This is a genomic window from Ruegeria sp. BA2, from assembly GCF_056539605.1.
In genome coordinates this window covers 203207-223255 of sequence record NZ_JBQFVE010000002.1, presented here as the reverse complement: position 1 = coordinate 223255, position 20049 = coordinate 203207, and the positions used below count along the sequence as shown (strand labels likewise).

Below are 20049 nucleotides of genomic sequence, written 5' to 3'. Positions count from 1 at the left end.
TGCTCCTTTAGGCAAAATTGATATCAACAGACCCGAAGGCCCCAAAATCGGCGTGGATTTCTGTATCCGGTGGGCAGGCAATTGGGCGAATGAAGCTGCCCGAAAGGATGACTTGGCCCGGTTCGATGGTTTGACCGTATTGCGCCATACGATGGGCGAGCCAGACAACACTTTCAACCGGATCGTTCAGCACACCGGCCCCCAAACCCGTTTCTTCAATCTCACGATTGCGGAAGGTCAATGCACCAACCCAACGTAGATCAAAAGCATCTACCGCGTGGCGTTCGGCGCCCAACACGATACCGGCATTGGCAGCGTTGTCGCTGATCGTATCAAAAACAGTACGAGATCTTCCGGTCGCGGGGTCCGTTGGCTGAATGCGGGTGTCGAGGATCTCGATTGAGGGCGCTACATAGTCGGTTGCTTGCAAAACTTGCTCGTGGGTCACACCGGTACCCCCGATAGCTTCCTTCATGACAAATGCAATTTCAGCTTCAATCCGGGGTTGAATGAAGCGGCCTGCGGGCACCGTCGCATCATTCTCAAACAACATGTTATCAAACAGAATACCGCTGTCGGGAATATCAATATTCAGCGCATATTGCATCGCTTTGGAGGTCAACCCGATCTTCCATCCGATCACTTTGCGCCCTTCAGCCAGCTTGGCGCGATAGATGGCGTTCTGAACCTCATAGGCATCGTCCATCCCCATTTCGGGATGGCGCAACGTCAGAAGGCCGATCTGTTCATGAGTCTGCTCGGCCCGTAGCAAATCGGTCGCGGCGCGCACGTGGTCTTCTGGGGTCATACCTGTTCATCCTCGATAGTGTTGCGCAGGGTACCAATACCCTCGACCGAGACTTCCACCACATCGCCGGGAGCCAGATACTTAGGAGGATCAAACCGCGCCCCTGCCCCCGTGGGTGTGCCCGTGACAATGACATCGCTGGGCTGCAAGGTCATGAAGGTTGAGATGTATTCGATTTCGCGCCGGATCGGGAACATCATTCGGCTTAACGTGTCGTCCTGCCGAAGCTCGCCATTTACATGTGTCTGAATACGAGCCTCATCCAGCTGGGCGGCATCGGTGAATGGCACCAGCCAAGGACCTATCGCACCCGAGCGATCCCAGTTCTTGCCTTGCGTGACATTGAATTTTGCATGGCGAACCCAGTCGCGGATCGTGCCTTCGTTACACAAGGTCAGGGCGGCGATATGATCATAGGCATCATCCTGGGAAATCCGGCGACCGGACTTGCCGATGACGATGGCCACTTCGCCCTCGTAATCCAGTGTATGGTTCTCGGGCGGGCGGATCAAAGGGCGGTTATGGCCGGTAAAGCCGCTGGCGAACCGCGGAAACAGTGACATGTATTTTGGCTGTGCGCTGCCATCTTTGTATTCCGCATTGCGATCCGGGAAGTTCACTCCAACGCAGAGAATACGCCGGACATCAGGCATCACCATCTCATAGGTGAAGTCGGTATGTGTCACGGATTTGCCTTCGGTTGCCAATGCCAACTGGCTGAACGCCCCTGAGGCGATTACCTCAAACAGGCTTTTGTGACTGGGAAAGTCATCATTCAACGCGATCGCGCCAGCATCGGTGATGGCACCAAAAAATGTTTCACCGTTGACAGTGTAGGTTGCAAAGCGCATCAGGCCTCCTTGGCGGAACTATGCCCACCGGTTCAGAGATAGGTAAGTTCCACGACATCCTCCAGCCCGGAACATGAAAGCAATTGTCTCATGGGGCGATGATGGGGGACGCATCAAGGTCTGGCTCGTTAACACCCACGCCAACAAAGGGAGTGCCATGCTCAAACCAACTGCGCGGTGCCGGGGCACCCCAAAGCGTTTGGCGTTGCGGATCTTTCAAATCCCATTTGATCGGCTCAAGATCGGGGTCAACAGTCTGATAATCCGAGCAATAAATCTCGATCCGGTGACCGTCCGGGTCCAATATGTACAAGAAGAAAGCATTCGAAATGCCATGCCGTCCCGGCCCGCGTTCGATGTTGTCGACATAGCCGGTGGTTGCCATCAAATCGAGCAGATCGATGATGTTCAACGGCGTTGGAACCCAAAAGGCCACATGATGCATCCGAGGGCCTTTGCCATTGGTAAAGGCCATATCATGCACCCCACCCTTGCGGTGCATCCAGGCGGCCCACAATTTTTCGCTGTCTTCATCCTCAGTGTACTCGGTCACGCGGAACCCGAAATCACTGTAAAAGGCGACACTGTCGTCGACATTGGTCGAGAAGCAGTTGAAGTGATCGATCCGCAGCGGTTTCACACCGCGATACAGCGCGTATTTCTGATGGATCGGTTCCAGACGATCCATCTTGTGATAGAATTCCAGCGGTATGCCAATATTGTCCGAGGTTAATAGAGTCCGACCCTGATAAGGGCGCTCGACCCACGAGGTCGGGCGGCCTTTGGATTGAAAATACGCTTCGGCCCGATCCAGATCCCCTTCGTCGAAGGTTTTGAAACCCATGACTTCAACGGTGCCCGGCTGATCGGACTTCTGCAGGATCACACAGTGGTGCCCGCGTTCTTCCATCGCGCGCAGGTAGACATGCGTGTCACTTTCATCCGAAACCTGAAGGCCCAGAACCTCTGAGTAGAATTTGCGCGATGCAACCAGATCGCTGACGTTCAGGCAAACATGGCTCAGCCGGATCGTGTTGAAGTCGGGGTACAGGTTAGGGGCTGGAACGGGCATAGAAACCTCCTGTTAAACTGGGAAGATAACGTTAGTCTGGCCGGTGCCGGAGCTTGGGAAATACTCGGTCACAACCTCGCATTTCTTGTCATAGGCATCCCACCCCAACGCACCGTAGAGCATTGACGTGTCATGCATCGAGCCTTCACCGCAGCAGAAATTGGCATAATCGCCCAGCATCTTCAGGAAGGCGACATGATCGCCGTTCTTCCACATCTCAAGCACATGCAAGTCCATCTGACGGTTGAATTCCGAGCTGATGGTGAAAGTGCCGTTATTGGCCGCATAGTCCTTGTTCGCCCAGATCTTGTGCGACAGCGAGCCTGACGCGACCAACAGCACCTTTTCATCGCTGGCCTCAACCGCTTCGCGAATGGCCTCGCCGACAATGCGGCTTTCATCATGGCTGTGCACAGTGGCCCAGGCCGCGACCGAGACAACTTTCATCTCATGTTCGCGGCTCATGAACCGCATCGGGACCAGCGTGCCGTATTCAAGTTCAAGACTGTCCAGGTGATGCGCCAAAGTGTACGCGCCCTTGTCCGACGCAATCTTTGCGATGGAATCGCCCATTTTAGGATTGCCCGTATAGGAATACGGCAGGTCCTGAATGAACTGTGGGAATTCGTTCGAAGTGAACAGGCCTTCGAACTTATCATTGGCGTTGATGTGGAACCCGGCATTGATTACCCAGTGCGTATCGCAGATGATCACCGTGGTCGCCCCCAGCGCCTTGGCGCGGCGCGCGATCTCGCGATGGCCATCAATAGCGGGCTGGCGTTTGCCTTTCACCGGGCCTTCCTGCTCGGACATGAGCAATGTGGGCACATGGGTCATTTTGGCGGCAAGAACGATTTCTCCCATGGTCTCCTCCTGGAGTTATGGTTTTCGCGCGATTGTTGTCTGAGGGGCCGCTATAGCTTGCCCAACTGCATGATCTTGTGTTGGCCCGTAGCAAAGCCGATGTGCTTTTGTTCCATGTAAAATTCAAAACTCCAGTCGCCGCCATCACGGCCGATGCCGGATGCTTTGACCCCACCAAATGGTGTCGGCAGATGGCGCACGTTTTCCGAGTTGACCCAGATCATTCCGGCCTCAAGCTTGTCTGTGAAACGCAATGCGCGGGTCAGGTCGTTGGTCCAGACATAGCCGGTGAGGCCGTATTGCGTGTCATTTGCGATCTGCAGCGCCTCTTCTTCGGTCGAGAACGGAATCGCGGTCAGGACAGGGCCAAAGATTTCCTCGCGCGCGATGCGCATTTGATTATTAGCGTTGGTAAACAAGGTGGGCCGCACGAAATACCCTTCGTCCCCAACCTTGACTCCACCGGCAGCAACTGTCGCGCCGTCTTCTCTGGCGATGTCGAAGTATGAGGTGACCTTGTTGTAATGCTCTTCTGTTACAAGCGGGCCAATCTCTGTGGCTGGATCAAGCGGATGCCCGACCTTGATGTTGTTCACCCGCTCAACCAGCTTGGCCTCAAACTCGTCCTTGATGCTGTCTTGCACCAGCAGGCGGGAAGAGGATGTGCACCGTTCGCCGTTGATCGAATAGATCATGAAGATCGCTGCATCCAGCGCACGATCCAAATCGGCATCGTCAAACACGATGACCGGGTTTTTACCACCCAATTCCAGATGCATCCGTTTCAATGTATCTGCACCCTGCTTCGTGATGATGCTCCCCGTGCGGCTTTCACCGACGAAGGCAATGGCCTTGATCAAAGGATGCTCTGTCAGCCGCTTACCGGCATCTGGACCAAAGCCGTTGACGGTATTCAGTACGCCTTTGGGAAGCCCGGCCTCTTCCGCGATTTCCACCAGTAGCCGGGCTGACAGCGGTGAATCTTCAGCAGGTTTGTGGACGACCGTACAACCAGCAGCCAGTGCCGGAGCGATCTTCCACGTCGACAACATAAACGGCGTGTTCCATGGGGTAATCACACAAACGGGTCCAATCGGTACGCGGGTGGTGATGTTCATCAGGGTCGGAGATTTTAGGTGCTGACCATCCCGTGCCTGCACAACTTGATCGGCGAAATACCGAAAGTTCTCAGCCCCGCGCAGGGCCGCTTTGGACATGAACCGCATGGTCTGTCCAGTATCCCAGCACTCACACAGCGCAATCTCTTCCGCACGAGCCTCAATCCCATCCGCAACATTCAGTAGAATCCGACGACGTTCTGCAGCAGGCATATCTCGCCAATCCGCGAATGCATCATGTGCTGCCTGCGCGGCCACATCGATATCTTCCGCAGTACCATGAGCGACGTCGCAGATTATCGATTTGTCGACCGGTGAAACCGACTGAAACACCCCACCCGAGCCGTCCCTGTCTTCACCTGCGACCCGGTTCTTAATTCCGTTTTCCTTAAAGCGAGCAAGAAAGCCATCCAATTTTTCTATGTTCTTATTCAGATCGCTCATTTTCAGGTCTCCAGATGGTCTCGGATCGTGCCGGTTTTGGGAGAGAGGTCAGGATCGATGTCCCGCATCTCAACCGACAGCGCGATAGAATGTTGGCGCATAGCGGGCTCCAGATAGGATCGGGCGCCCTCAAAAATACGCTGCGTTGCGTCTTTCTTAACGGCGTCTGACCGGCCAGCGCGCAACCGGATCGAAATATCGACGAAGCCATGCGCAGGATTACCATCGGCGATTGCATAGTGATCAGCGCGCATTGCCCGGACACGAATGCCGGGCGTCGGGAAAGTCTCGATCCCGGCAGCCGTCTTACGAATGCATTCGCACAGCCCACTTATGTCGACCCAGTCGTCAAGATTGCCGGAATATTCGACGTGGAAATGCGGCATGATTCTCCCTCATTTAGTTAACATGTTTACTTTATGATTTCGACACCGTCAAGATGTTGCTTTGTTAATCTTTGCAATTCCCAAGGCAGCAATCTACAAAACAGCATGAACGCTCAGAGCCATACAAAAAGTACATCCCGATCTCTGCCGATTGCACTATTGCGCGCACGCGAGACCGTGATGGCACCTGTCCGCGACATGCTGCAAGGCATTCAAATAACCGAACAAAAGTGGCGCATCCTTCGCGTGCTGGATGAGCTGGGCGAAGTCGAACAAAGCACGATCGCCAACGAGGCTTGCTTGTTACTGCCCAGTCTTACACGCATCCTGCGAACGATGGAGGCAGATGGGCAGGTCACCCGCCGCCAGAGCGCACATGACAAACGGCGTACCATGGTGACGATCACAGATACGGGGCGTCAGATCCTGAAAGACAACCTAGCAACGTCGCTGGCAATCTCCAAAAGCATCGAGGCACAGATGGGTCAGGAGAAGCTGGACAAGCTGCTGGATCTGCTCGAAGAGCTACAGGCGGTCAAAACATGACCCCGCTTGATTGAGAAGCAGGGCCATAACGGAATCACAAACGCGCCAATCCAGTATCCAGCGCTGAGAGTATCTTGGCCACATCGTCGGATGTAACGATCAGCGGTGGCGAAAGGATGATGTTGTTGCCAGAGACCCGGACCATCACACCGTCCTCATAAGCCCCTCTCTGCACTTGCAACGGTAAGTGTTTCGCTATCGGGGCCTTGGTTTCGCGATCCGAGACCAGCTCCAGCGCGCACATCAGCCCTTCGCCGCCGCGCACATCGCCTATTGCGTCATGCTTATCAGCCAGTTTCATTAGGCCCTCGAACAGCTCATCCCCGCAGGCTGCGGCGTTCTCCCAAATCCGCAGACGATTGATTTCCGAAAGCGCCGCCAAGGCCGCTGCTGCACCAACCGGATGGCCAGAATACGTATAGCCCTGATCGACCGAAGCCATTCCGGTGGTATCGCTTTCGAACACTTCAGCAACCGAGCCCGAAATCATCGCCGCACCAAACGGGAAATAGCCATTAGTAATGGCTTTGGCTGTTGTCATGATATCGGGCCTAACCCCCCAATGCCGCGCGCCGCTCTCGCTTCCGGTGCGGCCAAAGGCTGTGATGATCTCGTCCGAGATCAACAGAATTCCGTGCTTCGAACAAACCTCGCGCACCATGGGCATAAAGCTTTTGTGCGGTGGAATTACGCCCCCTGCCCCCAGAACCGGCTCCATTATGAAAGCCGCGACACTATTCGCACCCTGAAAGGCAATCTCAGCCTCCAACGCCTTGACGCACAGCTGGGCCAGCCGCTCGGGGTTGGTTTCATCAAACGGGTTGCGGTAGGTCCAAGGGGCCGGCACGTGGAAACAGCCGGGCATCATTGGCTCATATGCCGCGCGGAACTTCTGATTGCCGTTAACCGAGGCAGCCGCGAAATGGGTGCCGTGATATCCTTGCTTGAGGCTGATGAACTTGGTGCGACCAGCCTCCCCGCGGACTTTATGGTACTGACGCGCAAGCTTCAGCGCGATCTCAACGGAATCCGAACCGCCCGAGGTAAAGAACGCCCGCGTGAGCCCGTCAGGCGCGAAAAACTGCGCCAACTCATAGGACAGCTCAATCGCCTTGTCATTGCTGGTGCCCCGAAAGGTCGAGTAGTACGGCAGCGCGTTCAGCTGATCGTTGATCGCTTGTTTCACCGGTTCGCAGGAATAACCCAAGTTGACATTCCACAGACCACCCACTGCATCAATCGCCTTGTGACCATCAATATCGATAATGCAAACCCCTTCTCCACCAGTCAGGATCGTCGGCGGATTGTTCTGGCTATCTGCCGGATGCGCCATTGGATGCCAGAAATGGCGGGCATTGTTTTCCTTAAGGAAGTTGGAGTCTTTCATGTCACGGTTCTCCGGAGGATCGTCCACCAACGGTCATGGGTGGAACACGGTTGGAAAATTTTCAGGCAACTGACCGCCGAAATTTGCGGTCAGATCACGCGAGAGAGATTGAAGTGATTTCAGGATCACTGGCAGGCGTTCGCGGGTCGCCCGGTTCTCGGGAACAGCGATCGAGATCGTTCCCAGGGCGATCTGATCGATGCCGAAGATGGGGGTGGCGAAACCAAATACGCCCTCCTCAAAGCTGCCATTGCTGTTGGCCCAGCCGGCCTGTCGAACCTGAGCGACCTTTTCTTTGATAAGCTTGGGATCGGTCAAAGTGGATTCGGTGAAACGCACCTGCTCCGATTGATCCAGACCGTCCAACAGGAAGGATGGACCAAAGGCGAGCATGCATAGACCCGCTGCTGTAGCATTAACAGGGATTATCTCGCTTGGGTCGAAACTGACTCGGACGCTATGCATGGTGGTCTCAACCACCACTGCAGTCTGCAATATCCCTTGCTCCAACAGGGTAAGATGCAGGCTTTCACCAACCTCCTGCATGGCCATCTGCATTCTCTGGCGCGCGCCTTCCAGGCCAGGTTTGGCAATTTGGCGCAACGCGGCCAGTCGCAAAGCAGCCGGTCCAATTGCGTAGGTTTTTGATTGAGGGTTCTGTTCTATCAGCCCGAATTCTTCAAGCGCCCTCAGGTGACGCAATGCTGTTGCTTTATTCAATCCGGACATACGCGCGATCTGACTCAGGCCGATTTCAGCCATAGTGTTCGAAAATAAATCTAGCATTTTTAATGCATTAAGCGCCGCGCCCATGAGATTGCTTCCTCCCGCTGAGGTTATACTTGACAGAATGAACTTAACAAAGCAAGATTATTATTGTTAACTCGGTTCATATAATGAACCACTTATCGGGAGGTGTAAATGAAAAAGTTTTTAGCGGCAGCCCTGATGGCAGCCTCTGCGACCGCTGCTTTGGCAGAGTATCCAGAAAAGCCGGTATCCTTCGTAGTTCCGTGGCCTCCGGGTGATCTGGAAGACGTCCTCACGCGGATGATCGCGGATGAGTTTCAGGCGATGTACGGCGTCCCTGCAGCGGTGGTGAATAAACCCGGTGGCGGCGGTGGCCCATTCCCCGGCGCGGTTGAAGTCGCGACTGCACCGGCAGACGGGTACACGGTCGGCTCATTCGTGATTGGCGTACCTGTCATCGGGCCGGAAATTGGCATTCCCGAGTTGAACCCAAATCCGTTTGAGCCAATCGGCATATTCTTGACCTACCCGTTCGTGATTGCATCAAGCAAAGATGCTCCGTTCCAGAATTGGGGCGAACTGGTAGAGCACGGCAAATCAAATGATGTGGCCCTTGGCCATTTTGGTTCGGTTCTTCCACCCACCCAGGTCACCTTTGCCGCCGCAGTCAGCAGCGGGTTCGATTTTGCCAGCGAGGCCGCGTTTGATGCACTGGACTGCAACACTCTGGCGTCGGGTGATGTAGATGTCATCAACACCACACTGCAACTCATTCTGCCCTGCCTTGATCAGGTGAATGTTCTGGCCAGCATCGGTGGAGATCGAATTTCACTGGTTCCAGATACGCCGACTGTCGTTGAGCTGAACCCAGAACTGCCGTTGGCGCTATGGAACGGATTGTTTGTTCATAAGGACACGCCAGCAGACGCCCGTGAGAAAATCACCGCAGCAGCCCAAAAAGCATTGCAGTCTGACAAGGCCAAACAGCTGGCCGAGGAAACCGGTGCGCTGATCTATTGGCAGGATCCTGACGCTTCAAATGCGCAGATCGAGCAGGACCAAGCTTCGTTCGCAAAAATCGAAGAAATTCTGGGCGAATAAATCCCCAAGCAAGGCGCGGGCAGAGATTTCCGCGCCCTGCTTTTAGGGTCGGGAGGAAGACATGATCGCAAAGACGCTGCAAGACATGTTCAAGCGATATCGCCGTCCGGGCGATATAGTATTTGCCGTTCTGTTTCTTGCCTTTTCGGTATTTCTTCTGTCTCAGCTTGGCGAACAGACACAGGTCGTCAAGCGCACCAAATGGTTTGCACAACCCGGATTATGGCCCACGATCGCAGTTTGGTGCATGGTTCTGTTCAGCTTCCTGCATTGGCTCAGCTCTGCCTTGTCTGATCGGATCGATGGGCGCTGGACCGAGGTCGGATTTTGGGTCAGGTCGCTGGAATATGTGGCCTATTTCCTAATCTACGTCCTGCTGGTACCCCAGCTTGGTTATCTAGCTTCCACGATGTTATTCGCGGTTTTTCTGACCCTTCGCTCAGGTTTCCATGGCTCGGGCGCAATTGGCATCGCGGCCCTGTTCGGCTTTGTTGTGACCATCGTGTTTCGGGGGTTTCTGCAAGTCAAAATCCCTGCCGGAGCCATCTATGAATACCTTCCTGATTCAGTCCGCGCCCTCGCGCTGACTTACCTGTAGGGGGCTATTATGGAAACGCTTCTGTCCGGTGTTTCGATCCTGCTGCAATGGCAAGTCATCGTCGCCTTGTTTATCGGATCAATCGGCGGTGTCATTATCGGTGCGTTGCCCGGCGTGGGCGCCGCCGTCGCCATCGCCATTCTTCTGCCCGCAACCTTTGCCTTTGAGCCTATCGTCGGGCTGACTCTGCTGCTGGGTATCTACGGATCCTCTATGTATGGCGGCGCAATCCCGGCCATCCTGATCAACACACCCGGCACTGCCGTCAATGCGCTGACCACCTATGACGGCTATCCCATGACCAAGCGCGGCCAAGGTCACCGGGCGTTGTCGCTGGCCTATTCTGCCTCGTTCTTCGGAGGTGTTTTCGCAATCATCTGTCTGATGGTGCTTTCGCCCGTATTGGCCATGATCGCCCCGCATTTCGGCAGCCGAGAGATCTTTCTGGCTGCGCTGTTGGGGATCGTGTTGGTCGTTCTGGCCCACCGGGGTCAGATTTTTGCGGCAGGCATGCTGGCAGCCTTTGGCGTCTTTCTGAACACGGTCGGGCTGGAGCCTGTCAAATATACCCGCCGCTATACGTTCGATCAAAGCTGGCTGGCCTCAGGTGTTGACTTGATCGTAGTCGTGCTGGGTCTGTTTGCGCTCAGCCAAGCTTTTCTTTTGCTTCTGGAAAAGAACCACGCACCGGAAGACACCCATGTCAGCGGTAATATCTTTGCCGGTTTGAAGGAACTGTTGGGCTTGAAAAGGATCGCTACCGTTTCTTCAAGCATCGGGGTTTTCATGGGCATGGTGCCGGGAACGGGTGAGTTCACCTCGCAATTTCTGTCCTACACTTATGCTCAGAAGTCATCGAAGGACCCTGACAAATTCGGCGACGGATCGCCCGAAGGCTTGGTGGCGTCAGAGGCCGCGAATAACGCAGTGCCGGGGGCTGCGATGATCCCGCTGCTTGCCCTTGGTATTCCCGGTGAAGCGCTGACCGCGATGATGCTATCGGTCTTCTATGTTCACAATGTGATCCCCGGCCCGCAGCTGTTCGAAAACCAGATGGATTTCGTCATGGCGCTGTATATGGCGCTGATCCTCCTGAATGTGATCGTTCTGATCTTTTTGCTGTTTTCGACAAACCTGCTGCTCAAGATCATTCAAATCCCCACACGCTTCCTTGGCGTGATGATCCTGATCCTTGCCTTTGTCGGCGTGTACAGCCTGCGCAACTCGATCACCGATTGCGCCATTGCGGCCGGGTTTGGGGTCTTTGGTCTGATCCTCAAACGGCTCGATCTACCGATTGTGCCGATCATCCTGGGCATGGTTCTAGGCGGCATTATGGAAACCAAGCTGCGCAGTGCGATGGCACGGGTCAAAACACCGCTGGATTTCATTGACCGACCAATCGCAGCTATCCTGTTTGGCCTGATCGTGCTGATCCTGATCCTTCATTTCCGTACGCTGTACTACGAATTCAAGAACAAGCTTCGGCCTGAACCCCATGTGCCCGCCGTGGATTCTGACCACCCGAATCAACAAGGATAATCTACATGGATCAGTCTTCAATCGATGCATTGTGCGTGCAGGAGATTGCCCCACGCGGCCATTTTATCAATGGCGCCTTCCATGCCGGAGAAACCGGTGCCTTGCATCAGGTGCTATCACCTATCGATGGCCAGCCACTTGCCAAAATCGCCGAAGGAAGCCCCGCGGATGTAGATTCAGCGGTGCGCGCCGCGCGGACGGCGTTTGAGGATGGCCGGTGGTCACGCATGGCCCCTTCAGGCCGCAAAAAGATCCTTTTGAAGCTGGCAGACCTGATCGAATCTCGCGCGCTTGAAATCACAGTGCTGGGTGTGCGGGACAACGGTACCGAGATCAACATGGCCTACAAGGCCGAGGCGCTCTCGGCAGCTGCGACATTCCGATACTACGCCGAAGCAATCGATAAAGTTTACGGTCAGGTCGCCCCGACCAGCCACGATGTTCTGGGTCTTGTGCATCATGCCCCTGTCGGAGTTGTAGGGGCAATCGTTCCTTGGAATTTTCCGCTGATGATCGGCAGTTGGAAAATCGCGCCGGCCCTTGCGGCGGGGAATTCCATTGTCCTGAAACCAGCCGAAAGCGCCTCACTCAGCCTGTTGAAAATCGCTGAATTAGCCGCCGAAGCCGGAGTTCCGGATGGCGTCTTCAACGTGGTGACCGGGCGCGGATCGGTCGTGGGAGAAGCGCTGGCTTTGTCCATGGATGTGGACATCATGGTCTTCACCGGATCAGGTGCGACGGGTCGGCGGCTGCTGGAATACTCGGCAGGGTCCAATCTGAAGCGTTGCTATCTGGAATTGGGCGGGAAATCGCCAAACATCGTTTTTGCGGATGCGCCAGATTTGGCGGAAGCAGCCAAAGTCTCAGCCGCCGGGATTTTCCGCAATTCTGGCCAGGTCTGCATCGCCGGCTCACGCTTGCTGGTGCAACAGGATATTTACGAGGATTTCGTGGCCGAGATCACGCGCCATGCCGAAGCCTTCCGTGTGGGCGATCCGCTGGACCTGAGCAGCCAGATCGGCGCAGTACATAGCTTGCCCGAACTGGAAGCCAATTTGGATTTCGTTACGAAATCCGAAGCTGAAGGTGCCGAACGTCGCACAGGTGGTAACCGCATTCTGGCCGAAACCGGCGGCTACTATATGTCGCCCACGGTGATGACTGGCGTCAAAGAATCGGACCATCTGTTCCAGAACGAGGTGTTCGGCCCGGTCTTGGCCGTAACTCCCTTCAAAGACGAAGCCGAAGCGATCCGGCTTGCCAATGCCACAGTCTACGGTCTTGCAGGCGCGGTCTGGACCTCGAACCTCAGCCGCGCGCACCGGATGGTTGCCGAAGTGCGGACCGGGGTCATGCACGTCAATACATATGGCGGTGCAGACCTGACCGTACCGTTGGGAGGCGTGGGCCAATCCGGAAACGGGCACGACAAGTCGCTGCACGCGCTTGAGAAGTATTTCGATCTAAAAACCGCCTGGATAAAGCTATGACCAAGGGATCGCTGAATGACGCTTCCGTCTAAATCTGTTGAACTTATCGATCGGCGGGCGCGGCTGCTGGGACCCTATGTCTCGACCTTCTACGAAGAGCCGGTGCACTTCGTGAAAGGTGAAGGGGTTTGGTTGTGGGATGCCGACGGGCGCAAGTATCTGGATTGCTACAATAATGTACCTCATGTCGGCCATTGCAACCCACGGGTGGTAGAAGCGATTCATCGTCAGGCATCAACCCTGAACACCCACACTAGATATCTTCATGACGGTATTCTGGACTACGTTGAGAAACTGACAGATACAATGGATGCCGCGCTGGACACGGCGATCCTGACCTGCACCGGGTCCGAGGCAAACGACATCGCGTTGCGCACGGCCGAAGGCATGACCGGCAATCGCGGGATCATCGCCACGGATGCGACCTATCACGGAAACACCGCGCTGGTCAGCCAATTGAGCACGTCAAATGTTCCGACGGTTGGTTTCGGGCTAGATCAATACTTCCGCTTTGTCCAAGCCCCGGACAGCTATCGCAACCCCGATCCAGATGGTACAAAATTCGCAAATACCGTTGCAGAGCAGATTGCTGCGCATGAAGAAGCGGGAACTGGATTTGCAGCCTTAATTGTCTGCCCCTATTTCCTGAACGAAGGCTTTCCGGATCATCCCGATGGTTGGCTGAAACCCGCAGCCGAGGTGGTGCGCAAGGCAGGTGGTCTTTTGATCTGCGACGAGGTCCAATCCGGATTTGGCCGCACCGGGACCCATCTGTGGGCGCATCAGAAAATGGGTGTGGTGCCGGATATCGTTACTATGGGCAAGCCCATGGCAAACGGCCATCCTGTAGGCGGGGTTGTGACGCGCAGAGAAATCCTTGCGACATTCCGCAAAGGATATCGCTATTTCAACACGTTTGGCGGCAACCCCGTGTCTTGCGCCGCAGCAATGGCGGTGCTGCAGGAAATTGAAAACGAGGGCCTGGTCGCAAATGCAAAATCCGTCGGGGACCACGCGCGTTCCCGACTTAATACGCTGAAACAGAAATATGACTTTATCGGAGACGTGCGCGGCTCGGGCCTAATATTCGGGGCTGAAATGGTCGTGGATCGCGACAACAAAGAACCTGCAAGCGCGTTCACTGATCGCGTCATCAACGCAATGCGTCGTCGCGGGATCATTCATTCCAAGCTGGGTCGCCACAAAAACACACTCAAGATCCGCCCACCGATGCCGTTTTCAATCGAAAACGCCGATCTGCTGTTCGATACGCTGGACGAGGTTCTGGCGGAAACACCGCTGATCATATGAAGCAGATCGTCGAACAGGCCATTGCCAAATGGGGGATGCGAGGCGCTCAATGGTCGCTCGTCGCGGCACGGGAGAACCATGTCTATCGCTTAGAATTTGCTCAGAAATCTTACGCGTTGCGTTTGCATCGTGAGGACCTGCGCACGGATGCAGAACTCCGGTCTGAACTGCAATGGATGGCCGCGTTGGGCCGTGAAGATATTGGAGTTTCGGCACCTGTGCCCGCCACGGACGGCTCATTCCTGCATATGATTGATGGCGTTCAGATCGACATTCTCAATTGGCTGCCTGGTCGCCCTTTGGGTGCAACCGGGTCAGGCATCGATCACCGAGACCGGCTTGGCATTTTTCAGAAAGTTGGCCAGGAAATGGCACGACTGCATGAAATTAGCAATAGCTGGAAGCGCCCAAGCGCGTTCTCGCGTTGGTCCTGGGATCGATCCGGCTTGCTGGGAGACACCCCGTTGTGGGGTCGTTTTTGGGAAAATCCGACTCTAGGCACATACGATCGTACGCTGTTGATGGACTTTAGGAATGCCGCAAACAGTGATTTGCAGCGGTTGGAAAACAATCTGGACTATGGCTTGATCCACGCCGATCTTGTCCGCGAAAACATCATAGTCGATGCAGGCCGGGTTTGGCTGATTGACTTCGATGATTCCGGGTTTGGTTTCCGACTGTTTGACATCGCCACAACGCTGCTCAAGAACATGCGCGAGCCTGACTACGATCAGTTATGTGACGCTTTGCTAACAGGGTATCGCACTGAACGGCAGATTTGCACCGACCATCTTCCTTTATTCATGGCCCTGCGCGCCGCAACCTATGTCGGCTGGGTTTCATCCCGTCTTGAGGAGGAGGGCTCAGTTCAGCGCAACAGACGTTTCGTGGAAGACGCCCGAGAATTGTTGTCCCAATACCTGAAACAAAGGGAGAGGAACCAATGACCAAAAAGACAATCCTGCTGATTGGGACTTACGATACCAAAGAACCTGAAATGCGTTTCATCGAAGAGGCCGTTAAGGCTCAGGGCGCCGAAGTATTGACTATGGATGTCTCGGTTCTGGGTGACCCGTCTGAACCAACTGATATCTCCAAACACGAAGTTGCCCATGCTGGCGGAATGACGATCGATGAGGTCATCGCTCAGGGAGATGAAAACAAAGCCTTTCGCGTGATGTCGGCGGGTGCTGCAAAAGTGGTTGCGCAGACCTATGCTGAGGGACGGTTTGACGGAATGTTGGCAACCGGAGGCACCATGGGGACCGATCTGGCGCTGGATTGCGCGCAGGCTTTGCCCATGGGTGTTCCAAAATACATCGTATCGACCGTCAGTTTCTCACCCCTGATCCCTCCGCATCGGCTGGCACCGGATATCCAAATGATCCTCTGGGCAGGGGGGCTGTATGGAATGAATTCGATCTGTAAATCGTCGCTTATGCAGGCGGCCGGAGCAGTAGTTGGAGCAACTAAAGCGGCGATCGCGCCGGATCGCAGCAAACCGCTGATCGGAATGACAAGCTTGGGCTCATCCTGCCTGCGATATATGAAAACGCTCAAACCAGCGCTCGAAGATCGTGGGTTCGAGGTCGCAGTTTTTCACTCGACGGGCATGGGTGGCATGGCTTTTGAGAAATTGGCCGCAGAAGGCGCATTCGCCTGCGTCATGGATTTCTGCATGCAGGAGTTCGGCAACCTTATGGCCGGGTCCGTGGTTTCCAGTGGAGATGACCGTGTCACAAATGCGGGACGTGCGGGCACCCCCCAAATGGTCGCGCCGGGCGCCCTGGATCTTCTGGATTTTGCCGGTTGGCAGGACATCCCTGACCAGTACGCGGATCGACCATTCCATGAACATAACCGGCTGATAAAAAGCTCGGTCTTCACAGGTGATGAACGCCGCGCGTGGGTGCGAGAGCTTACCAACCGGCTCGAGGCAGCGACCGGTCCGGTTCACTTCTTCTTGCCAATCCAAGGCGTCGAAGCCTGGGATAAAGAAGGCGAAGAGGCACACGATCCCGAAGCACTGACGGATATGGTGGACGAAGCGCGCAAAACCATGCCCGGTCGGGTCCCGATGACCGAAGTCGAGGCGCATATCAATGACAAAGCGTTTTGCGATAGTGTCCTTGCACAATTCGACAAATGGGTCGCGGAAGGCGTCATCATGAAATAGCACGGTAATTTGCCCTTCTCCCAAAAAAGCCGGGCTACGGGAAAAGCAGCAACTATGTCGGCGATGCTATCCGCCAACTCACTTGATGATAAGGGCCGGTCTGCCCAAGTGGCGACCGGCCCTATTCGTTTAGAAATGTGCTGAGTTGGTGTTCCCCGGTATTGCAACGGGTGGCGCAAATCGAGTCAGGTCAATCCCTTCGACTGCGGCTTTGTATTCCTCCATTTTCGGTGTCCGCCCCAGAATGGCGGAAAGGACCACCACCGGAGTGGATGCGAGCAGAGATTCACCTTTCTTGTCCGGCGCATCTGCCACAACGCGGCCTTGGAACAGGCGGGTCGAGGTGGCCAGAACCGTGTCACCCTTGGCGGCTTTCTCTTGGTTGCCCATACAGAGGTTACAACCCGGACGTTCTAGATACAGGATGTTTTCGTATTCTGTGCGAGCCTTCTGCTTCGGGAACAGATCGTCGAATTCGAAGCCCGAGTATTTCTCAAGAACCTCCCAATCGCCTTCCTCCTTCAACTCGTCGATTATGTTGTAGGTTGGGGCGGCGACGACCAGCGGAGCCTTGAATTCGACCTTGCCGGTTTCCTTCTCAAGATTCTTCAGCATCTGGGCTACGATCTTGATGTCACCCTTGTGCACCATGCAAGAGCCAACGAAGCCCAAATCCACATGCTTTTCAGCATTGTAGTACGAGATCGGGCGGATCGTGTCGTGGGTGTACCGCTTAGAGACATCGGCGTTATGTACATCCGGGTCGGCGATCATCGGCTCGACAATCTGATCCAGATCCACGACGACCTCAGCGAAGTATTTCGCATTGTCATCCGGGGTCAGCGCAGGCTTTTCACCTGACTTGATCTCGGCAATGCGCGCATCGGCAATGTTGATCAGCTTTTGCAGCATGCCGTTTTCATGCTCCATGCCCTTGTCGATCATGATCTGGATGCGCGATTTGGCCAGTTCCAGCGAACCGATCAGGGTTTCGTCATTCGAAATACAGACCGAGGCTTTGGCCTTCATCTCGGCGGTCCAGTCAGTGAAGGTGAATGCCTGGTCCGCGAGCAGCGTCCCAATATGCACTTCGATCACCCGGCCCTGGAAAACGTTGTCGCCATGCTGTTCCAGCATCTGCGCCTGGGTGGCGTGCACTACGTCGCGGAAATCCATATGCCCGGCCATTTTGCCCTTGAAGGTCACCTTGACCGATTCCGGGATCGGCATCGAGGCTTCACCGGTTGCCAGCGCCAGCGCAACGGTTCCCGAGTCGGCACCAAAGGCGACGCCTTTGGACATTCGGGTGTGGCTGTCGCCGCCGATGATGACCGACCAGTCATCCACCGTGATATCATTCAACACCTTATGGATCACGTCCGTCATCGAGTGATAGACACCCTTCGGGTCACGACCGGTCACAAGGCCAAAGTCATTCATGAATTTCATCAGACGCGGTGTGTTTGCCTGTGCCTTCGCATCCCAGACCGAAGCTGTGTGACAGCCCGACTGATAGGCACCGTCAACGCTGGGTGACACGACCGTTGCAGCCATCGCTTCAAGCTCTTGCATCGTCATCAGACCGGTGGTGTCCTGCGAACCGACGATGTTGACCTTTACACGGACGTCTGATCCAGCGTGCAACGTCTTGCCGGGCGTTGTGCCCACGGCGTTCTTGTTGAAGATCTTCTCGACCGCTGTCAGGCCCTGACCATCGTGGCTGATTTCCTTCGACGGAGCAAAGACGAGCGGCGCCTCAACCCCCAAAGTCTCGGCGGCAAGCGTCTGAAGTTTCTTGCCGAACACAATGGCGTAGGAACCGCCGGCTTTCATGAATTCAACTTTTTGCGGGGTGAAAGACGAAGACACATCCACCAGTTCATCGCCATCTTCGCTGAGCAGTTTGTGATCCTTGGTATTGATTTTCAGAACCGTTCCGGTCGCGACTGAGTACTTTTCTTCAAGGATCGGATTGCCGTCATTATTCAGAATCGCGTTGCCATCTTCGTCCACCTTCTTGACCCAGTTTTTCAGGTCCAGACCGATACCTCCGGTCACGCCGACCGTCGTCAGAAAGATAGGAGAGATACCGTTGGTACCCGCCACAATCGGGGCGAAGTTGACGAAGGGCACATAAGGGCTGGCCTGCTTGCCGGTCCAGAGCGCCACGTTGTTCACACCCGACATGCGCGACGAGCCGACGCCCATCGTTCCCTTTTCGGCAATCAACATCACACGCTTGCCAGGGTGCTGCAGTTTCAACGCCTCGACTTCTTGCTGTGCCTTAACCGAGATAAAGCACTTGCCATGCAGTTCACGGTCAGCGCGCGAGTGTGCCTGGTTGCCGGGCGACAATAGGTCGGTCGAGATATCGCCTTCGGCGGCGACATAGGTCACAATTTCGATTTCTTCGTCGATATCGGGTAGTTTGGTGAAGAACTCTGCCTTGGCATAGCTTTCAAGGATGCCGCGCGCGATCGGATTTCCGGCGTCATAAGCCGCTTTCAAACGGTCTGTATCTGCCTCGTACAGGAAGACCTGCGTTTTCAGCACCTCGGCGGCCTGCCCTGCAATTTCTGCGTTTTCTCCCAATGCGAGATCAAGAAGAACCTCGACTGACGGGCCACCTTTCATGTGCGACAACAGCTCGAATGCAAACGGAACCGAAATCTCTTCGATTGTTACATCGCCAAGAATGATCTCTTTCAAAAAGCGCGCCTTAACACCGGCGGCGCTGGTTGTGCCCGGCAGCGTATTGTAGATGAAATGGTGCATTGAATCTGTTCGATGCTCATGCGCATCGTCTTTGATCTGCACAACCAGCTCTTCGACAAGCGCTCCGTCATCGATCGGCTTCGGGTGCAGATCTTGCGCCTTGCGGGTTTCGATTTCATCGAGGTATTCAGTGTAAAGGCTCATGGCTCGTTCCGATCAATGTGGCTCGATTGCGGGCATTCAAGGATGTTTTGAACGCCGGGAATTTCTGATTGTATGCGGCGGTATACTAAATCAGAATAACTTGCAAGCCCTACCCGTGTGGCGCGATGTCCCGTGCAGATCAAATTTTCGAATATCGATCACGATAGGGTTTGAGACTGATTGAACGGATTCTTTGAAGCCGAATATCGGGCAAAGTAAGCGCTGTCGGCGCTACTGATATTTGGCAAAGCGTCCTGAGGCCTAGGTGCCCGCCCCAACATCATCGATCACTGCCATAGCGTCGATTTCGACCAACAGTGTGGGATCAGCCAATCCTTGCACTACAACTCCGGTCGAACAGTGATGAACGCCTTCAAACCAACGATTGATCGCTTCGTAAACAGCCGGGCGGTACGAGATATCGGTGACATAGACAGTCAGCTTGCATACATCGGACAGGCTGCCCCCAGCCTCTTCCATCCATCGCTGGATATTTCTGCACGCCTGATCGGCCTGCGCTCCGGGATCACCTTCACCGATGAGCGTCCCGTCCAGCAAAGTGCCAACCTGACCTTGCATGAACACGAAATCACCACGCGCACGGATGGCTTTGGAATAAGTCGCCTGCGCGTGATAGCGGGTCTGATACTTGTGAATATGCGTACGGGCCATAAGCTCTCCTTTTT

Annotated in this window: 18 protein-coding genes; 8 read left to right on the top strand and 10 right to left on the bottom strand. The window is 55.0% G+C overall.

What is annotated here, in order from left to right; all coding sequences use genetic code 11:
* Positions 1-7: 7 nt before the first annotated feature.
* From hpaH to ACR0NN_RS05650, 6 genes are all read right to left on the bottom strand, one after another.
* Positions 8-808, bottom strand: a complete 801-nt coding sequence (gene hpaH, locus ACR0NN_RS05675; RefSeq protein WP_170723189.1) for a 2-oxo-hept-4-ene-1,7-dioate hydratase — start codon at positions 806-808, stop codon at positions 8-10.
* On the bottom strand, positions 805-1659 hold the full coding sequence (locus ACR0NN_RS05670) for a fumarylacetoacetate hydrolase family protein (RefSeq protein WP_170723186.1): 855 nt from the start codon (positions 1657-1659) through the stop codon (positions 805-807). The genes hpaH and ACR0NN_RS05670 overlap by 4 nt, the downstream gene beginning before the upstream one ends.
* Before the next feature lie 88 nt (positions 1660-1747).
* Positions 1748-2731 (bottom strand): 3,4-dihydroxyphenylacetate 2,3-dioxygenase, encoded by a 984-nt coding sequence (gene hpaD / locus ACR0NN_RS05665; protein WP_170723184.1) that lies wholly within the window; start codon positions 2729-2731, stop codon positions 1748-1750.
* A 12-nt stretch (positions 2732-2743) separates the two neighbouring features.
* A complete protein-coding gene (gene hpaD, locus ACR0NN_RS05660; protein WP_170723182.1) occupies positions 2744-3595 on the bottom strand; it encodes a 3,4-dihydroxyphenylacetate 2,3-dioxygenase in 852 nt (283 codons plus the stop codon).
* A gap of 50 nt (positions 3596-3645) precedes the next feature.
* Positions 3646-5157, bottom strand: coding sequence for a 5-carboxymethyl-2-hydroxymuconate semialdehyde dehydrogenase (hpaE, locus tag ACR0NN_RS05655; RefSeq protein WP_480684087.1), 1512 nt, complete (start codon positions 5155-5157; stop codon positions 3646-3648).
* 2 nt (positions 5158-5159) lie between these two features.
* The gene (locus tag ACR0NN_RS05650) at positions 5160-5543 is read right to left on the bottom strand and encodes a 5-carboxymethyl-2-hydroxymuconate isomerase (protein ID WP_170723175.1); all 384 of its coding nucleotides are present in this window, start codon (positions 5541-5543) and stop codon (positions 5160-5162) included.
* A gap of 105 nt (positions 5544-5648) precedes the next feature.
* Here ACR0NN_RS05650 and hpaR point away from each other — a divergent pair, with 105 nt between their 5' ends.
* The gene (hpaR, locus tag ACR0NN_RS05645; RefSeq protein WP_170723171.1) at positions 5649-6089 is read left to right on the top strand and encodes a homoprotocatechuate degradation operon regulator HpaR; all 441 of its coding nucleotides are present in this window, start codon (positions 5649-5651) and stop codon (positions 6087-6089) included.
* Positions 6090-6123: 34 nt separating this feature from the next.
* Here hpaR and ACR0NN_RS05640 read toward each other — a convergent pair whose 3' ends face one another.
* Both ACR0NN_RS05640 and ACR0NN_RS05635 read right to left on the bottom strand, forming a co-directional pair.
* Positions 6124-7476 (bottom strand): aminotransferase class III-fold pyridoxal phosphate-dependent enzyme, encoded by a 1353-nt coding sequence (locus ACR0NN_RS05640; RefSeq protein WP_170723169.1) that lies wholly within the window; start codon positions 7474-7476, stop codon positions 6124-6126.
* A 33-nt stretch (positions 7477-7509) separates the two neighbouring features.
* Positions 7510-8289 (bottom strand): IclR family transcriptional regulator, encoded by a 780-nt coding sequence (locus ACR0NN_RS05635; RefSeq protein ID WP_170746971.1) that lies wholly within the window; start codon positions 8287-8289, stop codon positions 7510-7512.
* 108 nt (positions 8290-8397) lie between these two features.
* On the opposite strand from ACR0NN_RS05635, the gene ACR0NN_RS05630 reads away from it, so the two are divergent.
* From ACR0NN_RS05630 to ACR0NN_RS05600, 7 genes are all read left to right on the top strand, one after another.
* Complete coding sequence (locus ACR0NN_RS05630; RefSeq protein ID WP_170723166.1) at positions 8398-9327, top strand: tripartite tricarboxylate transporter substrate binding protein; 930 nt, start codon at positions 8398-8400, stop codon at positions 9325-9327.
* Positions 9328-9388: 61 nt separating this feature from the next.
* Positions 9389-9925: a tripartite tricarboxylate transporter TctB family protein gene (locus ACR0NN_RS05625; protein WP_480684084.1), complete on the top strand. Its 537-nt coding sequence runs from the start codon at positions 9389-9391 to the stop codon at positions 9923-9925.
* A gap of 9 nt (positions 9926-9934) precedes the next feature.
* Positions 9935-11467: a tripartite tricarboxylate transporter permease gene (locus ACR0NN_RS05620; protein WP_170723162.1), complete on the top strand. Its 1533-nt coding sequence runs from the start codon at positions 9935-9937 to the stop codon at positions 11465-11467.
* 5 nt (positions 11468-11472) lie between these two features.
* Positions 11473-12957 carry an aldehyde dehydrogenase gene (locus ACR0NN_RS05615; RefSeq protein ID WP_170723159.1) on the top strand — a complete coding sequence of 495 codons (1485 nt, stop codon included), beginning with the start codon at positions 11473-11475 and terminating at the stop codon, positions 12955-12957.
* Positions 12958-12972: 15 nt separating this feature from the next.
* Positions 12973-14268, top strand: a complete 1296-nt coding sequence (locus ACR0NN_RS05610; RefSeq protein WP_170723157.1) for an aminotransferase class III-fold pyridoxal phosphate-dependent enzyme — start codon at positions 12973-12975, stop codon at positions 14266-14268.
* Positions 14265-15215, top strand: a complete 951-nt coding sequence (locus ACR0NN_RS05605; protein ID WP_480684082.1) for a phosphotransferase enzyme family protein — start codon at positions 14265-14267, stop codon at positions 15213-15215. Before ACR0NN_RS05610 ends, ACR0NN_RS05605 begins: the two co-directional genes overlap by 4 nt.
* Positions 15212-16444: a Tm-1-like ATP-binding domain-containing protein gene (locus ACR0NN_RS05600; RefSeq protein WP_170723155.1), complete on the top strand. Its 1233-nt coding sequence runs from the start codon at positions 15212-15214 to the stop codon at positions 16442-16444. Before ACR0NN_RS05605 ends, ACR0NN_RS05600 begins: the two co-directional genes overlap by 4 nt.
* A 129-nt stretch (positions 16445-16573) precedes the next feature.
* Here ACR0NN_RS05600 and ACR0NN_RS05595 read toward each other — a convergent pair whose 3' ends face one another.
* Both ACR0NN_RS05595 and ACR0NN_RS05590 read right to left on the bottom strand, forming a co-directional pair.
* A complete protein-coding gene (locus ACR0NN_RS05595) occupies positions 16574-19363 on the bottom strand; it encodes a bifunctional aconitate hydratase 2/2-methylisocitrate dehydratase (RefSeq protein WP_170723152.1) in 2790 nt (929 codons plus the stop codon).
* Between the two features lie 261 nt (positions 19364-19624).
* Positions 19625-20035: a RidA family protein gene (locus ACR0NN_RS05590; RefSeq protein WP_170723150.1), complete on the bottom strand. Its 411-nt coding sequence runs from the start codon at positions 20033-20035 to the stop codon at positions 19625-19627.
* Positions 20036-20049 lie beyond the last annotated feature (14 nt).

What these genes read in the sequence shown, in the direction of transcription:
- hpaH (WP_170723189.1), bottom strand. Translation starts at nt 808, where the DNA reads ATGACCCCAGAAGACCACGTGCGCGCCGCGACCGATTTGCTACGGGCC.
- ACR0NN_RS05670 (WP_170723186.1), bottom strand. Translation starts at nt 1,659, where the DNA reads ATGCGCTTTGCAACCTACACTGTCAACGGTGAAACATTTTTTGGTGCC.
- hpaD (WP_170723184.1), bottom strand. Translation starts at nt 2,731, where the DNA reads ATGCCCGTTCCAGCCCCTAACCTGTACCCCGACTTCAACACGATCCGG.
- hpaD (WP_170723182.1), bottom strand. Translation starts at nt 3,595, where the DNA reads ATGGGAGAAATCGTTCTTGCCGCCAAAATGACCCATGTGCCCACATTG.
- hpaE (WP_480684087.1), bottom strand. Translation starts at nt 5,157, where the DNA reads ATGAGCGATCTGAATAAGAACATAGAAAAATTGGATGGCTTTCTTGCT.
- ACR0NN_RS05650 (WP_170723175.1), bottom strand. Translation starts at nt 5,543, where the DNA reads ATGCCGCATTTCCACGTCGAATATTCCGGCAATCTTGACGACTGGGTC.
- hpaR (WP_170723171.1), top strand. Translation starts at nt 5,649, where the DNA reads ATGAACGCTCAGAGCCATACAAAAAGTACATCCCGATCTCTGCCGATT.
- ACR0NN_RS05640 (WP_170723169.1), bottom strand. Translation starts at nt 7,476, where the DNA reads ATGAAAGACTCCAACTTCCTTAAGGAAAACAATGCCCGCCATTTCTGG.
- ACR0NN_RS05635 (WP_170746971.1), bottom strand. Translation starts at nt 8,289, where the DNA reads ATGGGCGCGGCGCTTAATGCATTAAAAATGCTAGATTTATTTTCGAAC.
- ACR0NN_RS05630 (WP_170723166.1), top strand. Translation starts at nt 8,398, where the DNA reads ATGAAAAAGTTTTTAGCGGCAGCCCTGATGGCAGCCTCTGCGACCGCT.
- ACR0NN_RS05625 (WP_480684084.1), top strand. Translation starts at nt 9,389, where the DNA reads ATGATCGCAAAGACGCTGCAAGACATGTTCAAGCGATATCGCCGTCCG.
- ACR0NN_RS05620 (WP_170723162.1), top strand. Translation starts at nt 9,935, where the DNA reads ATGGAAACGCTTCTGTCCGGTGTTTCGATCCTGCTGCAATGGCAAGTC.
- ACR0NN_RS05615 (WP_170723159.1), top strand. Translation starts at nt 11,473, where the DNA reads ATGGATCAGTCTTCAATCGATGCATTGTGCGTGCAGGAGATTGCCCCA.
- ACR0NN_RS05610 (WP_170723157.1), top strand. Translation starts at nt 12,973, where the DNA reads ATGACGCTTCCGTCTAAATCTGTTGAACTTATCGATCGGCGGGCGCGG.
- ACR0NN_RS05605 (WP_480684082.1), top strand. Translation starts at nt 14,265, where the DNA reads ATGAAGCAGATCGTCGAACAGGCCATTGCCAAATGGGGGATGCGAGGC.
- ACR0NN_RS05600 (WP_170723155.1), top strand. Translation starts at nt 15,212, where the DNA reads ATGACCAAAAAGACAATCCTGCTGATTGGGACTTACGATACCAAAGAA.
- ACR0NN_RS05595 (WP_170723152.1), bottom strand. Translation starts at nt 19,363, where the DNA reads ATGAGCCTTTACACTGAATACCTCGATGAAATCGAAACCCGCAAGGCG.
- ACR0NN_RS05590 (WP_170723150.1), bottom strand. Translation starts at nt 20,035, where the DNA reads ATGGCCCGTACGCATATTCACAAGTATCAGACCCGCTATCACGCGCAG.